We start from the raw sequence: 4,917 nt of genomic DNA, 5'->3' as shown, positions 1-4,917 counted from the left end.
ACCGCTTTAATAAAGGGTAAGTAGCTATCATACACATTGAGATTATTCCAAGTATAAGTGTAGTTTTATTAGTTAATAATAAGATTACCAGGGCAATAGACAGTAGCAGTGAAAGTAAAGCTAAAGCCTGCTTTATGTTTAATGCACCACTTGCAAGTGGCCTATATTTTGTTCGTTCAACGTGCGCATCTATTTTTCTATCGAAGATATCATTGATTATGCACCCTGCTGGTCTCATTAAAAATGCACCTATAGTAAACAAAACAAGGAGAAAAAGAACCTGATACGATAGAGAAGTTGAGGCTAAAAGAATACCGCTCAAACTGGGAAATAGCACAAGCCACAAACCCGTTAAACTGTGCAACCTCATTAATGAAAAGTAACGGTTGAAATGCATTAATTAAGTGTGATTATGTAATATTTTGCTTACGTTAACAAAATTATCGAACGCTAAGTCAGGCTTGAAAACTAGTTCAGGTATAAATCGCAAATCAACATAACACAATATAGATTTACGTATTGACCATGCAGATTGGTTCATTTCATTAACAACAGTATTAATATCACAATTATTCTCAGAAGGATCTCCAGTGCGTCTTTTTTCTGGATCTAAGTAGTCAGCTACTTGAATATTCAATGAAGATAACACAATATATACATCTGCTTTTTTCAAATCTTTACTTAATTTTACGTCAGATACCGCTACATTTTTATTGAACACCTTACCTTCCATTAGAATTCTTGATATTGCTCTATGCAATACCGATGCTATCTTTAGGTTTCTAATTTCCTTTTTCATATCCAGCTACTATAACACCCTTTCTTCTTGCACCAACTGATAAGCTTCCAAAATATCTCCAACTTTAATATCGACATTACCCTCTAGTGATACTCCGCATTCAAAGTTTACACCTACTTCTTTAACATCATCTTTAAATCTACGTAGTGCTTTTAACTTTCCTTCATGCACCAATTTGCCACCACGCACTACCTTAATTAAAGAATCTTTTCTTATGACTCCATCACTTACATAACATCCAATGATATTACCAGCTTTAGATACATTAAATATTTGCCTCACAGATGCAAAGCCAACACGAACCTCTCGTGTAACAGGCTTTAACATTTTAGTTAAATACATTCTCATGTCGTCAATGAGCTCGTATATTATGTTATAAGTATGTATTTCTACACCTTTTTGTTTTGCCAAGTCCCTTATTTTTGAATCCACTTTTACATTAAAAGCTAAAATTACTGCACTTGATGCTTCTGCAAGCAGCACATCTGAATCTGTTATCCCTCCTACTGCTTTGTGTAGGATATTTAATTTCACTTGGTCTTTACCGAGTTTATCAATTGAACTTGATATTGCTTCAATAGAACCAGTTACATCGCACTTTAAAACTACAGATAGTTCTTCTGTTTCGCTGTTATTACGACTGAATATATCTAAATTATTGTCGCCCAAATCTTCTTTCTTTTTCTTGATTAACTCTAGCCTGTATTCAACAATTTCACGCGCCTGTTTTTCAGAATTTATAACAACAAATTTATCTCCAGCATTTGGCACACCATTTAGACCAGTAATTTCAATTGGAGCGGAGGGTAGTGCTGCTTTTTCTCTTTGACCGAGGTGATTAACCATACTACGTACTTTGCTGTATGTTGTACCAACTACCAATATATCACCAACCTTTAACGTTCCTTCCTCAACTATCAATGTGGCTGATATTCCTTTCGCTTTATCTATTTTGGATTCTATTACCCATCCAAGTGCTCGACAATCTTCTATTGCTTCTAGCTTCATTAATTCAGCGATTAACAAAATCGTCTCTTCTAGTTTATCTAAATTAGTTTTCTTTTTTGCTGATACTGGCACAATCATAACATCACCACCAAGCCCTTCAGGGATGAGATCATATTGAGGCAAACTATTAATTATTTTTTCTACATCACCAGGCTCAGATTTATCAATTTTATTAATAGCAACTATAATGGAAACATTTGCTGCTTTTGCATGATTTATTGCTTCAACTGTTTGTTTCATGATTCCATCGTCAGCTGCAACTACTATTGCAACTATATTAGTAATATTGGCACCACGTGCACGCATCGCAGTGAACGCTTCATGTCCTGGTGTATCAATAAAGGTAATTTTTTGCTTATCTTTTGTCGTTATTTGATAAGCACCTATGTGTTGAGTTACGCCACCTGACTCTCTTTCTGCAACATTAGATTCACGAAATGCATCGAGCAATGAGGTTTTACCATGATCGACGTGTCCCATAAAAGTGACGATTGGTGGTTTAGGTTTTTTAGGCAGGCTTTCTCTGCCTTCTATAAAAAATAAATCTTTTTCTCTGTTGGTATCGCTCACTCGTTTAGCCATATGATTAAATTTTTCCACTATTTCACATGCTATATCTGGATCCACCAGATCATCTACTCTATAACTCTCACCAACTTCTTCTTTGAACATTTTTAGCACACTCTTGCTATCTTCTGCCATGCGAATAGATAACTCCCTGATAGTTATTTTGTCTGGTATAATAACTTCTCTTGATATATTTTTACCCTTGGTAAATTTTGACTTTTTACTTCTTATACCAAATCTTTGCTTAAATACAGGGGGTTGTTCAGTTTTTTCATCTATTGCCTGTGCAATTACCAGTTTAGAATGCTTAGAATATATATCTTTGTTGACTTTAGAAGACTTTTTATCGTCGCCCTCATAGTCAATATTATCTTCTTTTAGTTCAACTAAGTGAGTATCACTTAAAACTTGCTTATTTATTTCTTTAGATAAAGTGTCCGCTTCATTTTTCTCGTCAATCTCTTTATTGCTGTCTTCTTTTGCTGTTTTCTCTTTTTCTTCTCTCTGATTTTTTTCTTTCAGCAAAGCAGCATTCTGCACAGCATTAATGCGGAAAATTTGTTCTTTCTCTGTTAAAGAACCTAATTTACTCTCGTCAAATAAATTATGTTCTTCTGCATCATGAGATTTTTTTCTTCTTTTTTTTACTATTGTAGCTCCAGTACTTGGGCTAGTTGAAGAGTTTAAATTGAGGTCTAATTTAAGCTTGCTTAAACCTTGGAGCTTTAATTTTTTATCACTGATATCTTCATTATTCATATTATTTTATTATATTAATCCAAGCTTTTTACGTGCTTCTATGATTATTGAATCTGCTGTATCTTTTAGATCTTCTCTGCTATCGGATGAGGAAGAGAGTATGCTGCAAAACTCATAACTTGATAAATCTGCTATGTCCTCTAAAGTCTTAATATCATGCTTACTAAGAGCAATTTTATTGTCTATTGATAAAGTTAAATTGATTACATCATCCTCCATACCTAAACTTTTTAGCTCTTCTATTTTTCTATCATTTTCTGCTTTCAGGTACTTATTTGCTCTATTGTGAAGTTCGTTTGCAATATCTTCATTAAAGCCCTCTATTGAAGCAAGCTCTTTAATTGAAGCGCTAGATATGTCTTCTACACTTGAAAAACCTTCTGTTACCAATAGCTGACCCATAATCTCTTCTAAGTTTAAAGCTTCAGCAAATAAAGCTGAACATTGACTAAGTTCTTTACTTCGCCTTTCTGATTCTTGCTGAGTGCTTAATATCTCAATTTTCCATCCAACAAGCTCTGAAGCTAATCTTACATTCTGGCCCTTTTTTCCTATCGCTAAACTCAATTGATCTTCAGCAACTATTAACTCTATGCAATTTTCATTTTCATCAATAATAACCTTCGATACTTCTGCAGGAGTAATGGCTTTAATAACAAATTGACCCAAATCTGAGGAGTAATTTATAACGTCAATTTTTTCACCATTTAATTCGTGTATAATGGTTTTTATTCTATCTCCCTTAACTCCAACACAAGCACCTACTGGATCAATGTTCTTGTCAGGAGAGAAAACAGCAACCTTAGACCTTGAGCCGGCGTCTCTAGCTATACCTTTAATTGTTACTAACCCATCAGCAATTTCTGGTATTTCTTGATTTAATAATGCCTCTAAAAAGCCTTCATGAGTCCTAGAAAGAATAATTTGACGTCCATCATCAGAGCGCTTAACAGTCTGTATATAAGTTTTAACCTTATCGCCTTCACGAAATGATTCACCACCGGTTAAATTTCGTAATGGAAGATATGCCTTAGTGCCATTTATGTCTATAATAAGATCTGAATATTCTACTTGTTTAACAATACCATACCTTATTTCTCCCACCTTATCTTTAAATTCCTCATATTGCTTTTTTGACTCTTCATCTTTAATTATTTGAGCAATTTTTTGCTGGGCAATTCTTGCTGAAGCAAGATCAGTGTTAAGAGAGAGTAATTCACTAACAGTATCTACAATTTTTGCATCTTCTTTTATTAATTTAGCTTGTGTCAGCGTAATTGATTCATACTCAGTATTCTCTTCTCTATTTGATTCGTCATCAATAACTTTTAGTTTTCTGTATGAAGTGACTTTGCCTGTGTTTCTATCTATATTAACTACAATTATACTTTTGCTACCATATTTTTGATAAGCCACTGCTTCTATAGCACTTTCTAGTGCCTTTATTACAACATCAAAATCTAAACCATTTTGAAGTGAAAGCTCTCCTGTTGTTTTTATTACATCAAGGCTTCCAACTATGTTATTCTTGTTACTTTTCTGCTTAACACTGCTTTTACGATTAGCAATCATAATAAATAAATCCAATGTAATTAGTTATAATTATAGCTCCAACGGGCAAAGAACACTATCTTAAATGTTAAATGATTGCTAATTTAAGTCAAGTTTTTTCATGTCTTTGTATAACAAGCAACGCAGGAGTAAAGAATAAAGTTAAAACCGTTGCAACCAATATTCCACTTGCTATGGTTGTTGAAATGTCAACCCACCACTGGCTTGATGGA

Annotated in this window: 4 protein-coding genes; all 4 read right to left on the bottom strand. The window is 33.8% G+C overall.

All coding sequences use genetic code 11. The features are described 5' to 3' along the window. A partial coding sequence (locus WGMM_RS02665; protein ID WP_038249616.1) for a UbiA family prenyltransferase occupies positions 1-397 on the bottom strand: 397 nt, incomplete at its 3' end. 3 nt (positions 398-400) lie between these two features. After that, entirely contained in the window at positions 401-799 is a 399-nt protein-coding gene (locus tag WGMM_RS02660) for a ribosome-binding factor A (protein ID WP_038249615.1), read from the bottom strand. A gap of 9 nt (positions 800-808) precedes the next feature. After that, the gene (gene infB / locus WGMM_RS02655) at positions 809-3,133 is read right to left on the bottom strand and encodes a translation initiation factor IF-2 (RefSeq protein ID WP_038249614.1); all 2,325 of its coding nucleotides are present in this window, start codon (positions 3,131-3,133) and stop codon (positions 809-811) included. Positions 3,134-3,142: 9 nt separating this feature from the next. Continuing rightward, on the bottom strand, positions 3,143-4,705 hold the full coding sequence (gene nusA / locus WGMM_RS02650) for a transcription termination factor NusA (RefSeq protein ID WP_038249610.1): 1,563 nt from the start codon (positions 4,703-4,705) through the stop codon (positions 3,143-3,145). Positions 4,706-4,917 lie beyond the last annotated feature (212 nt).

It is taken from the genome of Wolbachia endosymbiont of Glossina morsitans morsitans (assembly GCF_000689175.1).
In the GTDB taxonomy this organism is placed as follows: Bacteria; Pseudomonadota; Alphaproteobacteria; order Rickettsiales; family Anaplasmataceae; genus Wolbachia; species Wolbachia pipientis.
Note: the sequence above shows the minus strand (reverse complement) of the source record. Positions and strands in the feature narration are given on the sequence as shown.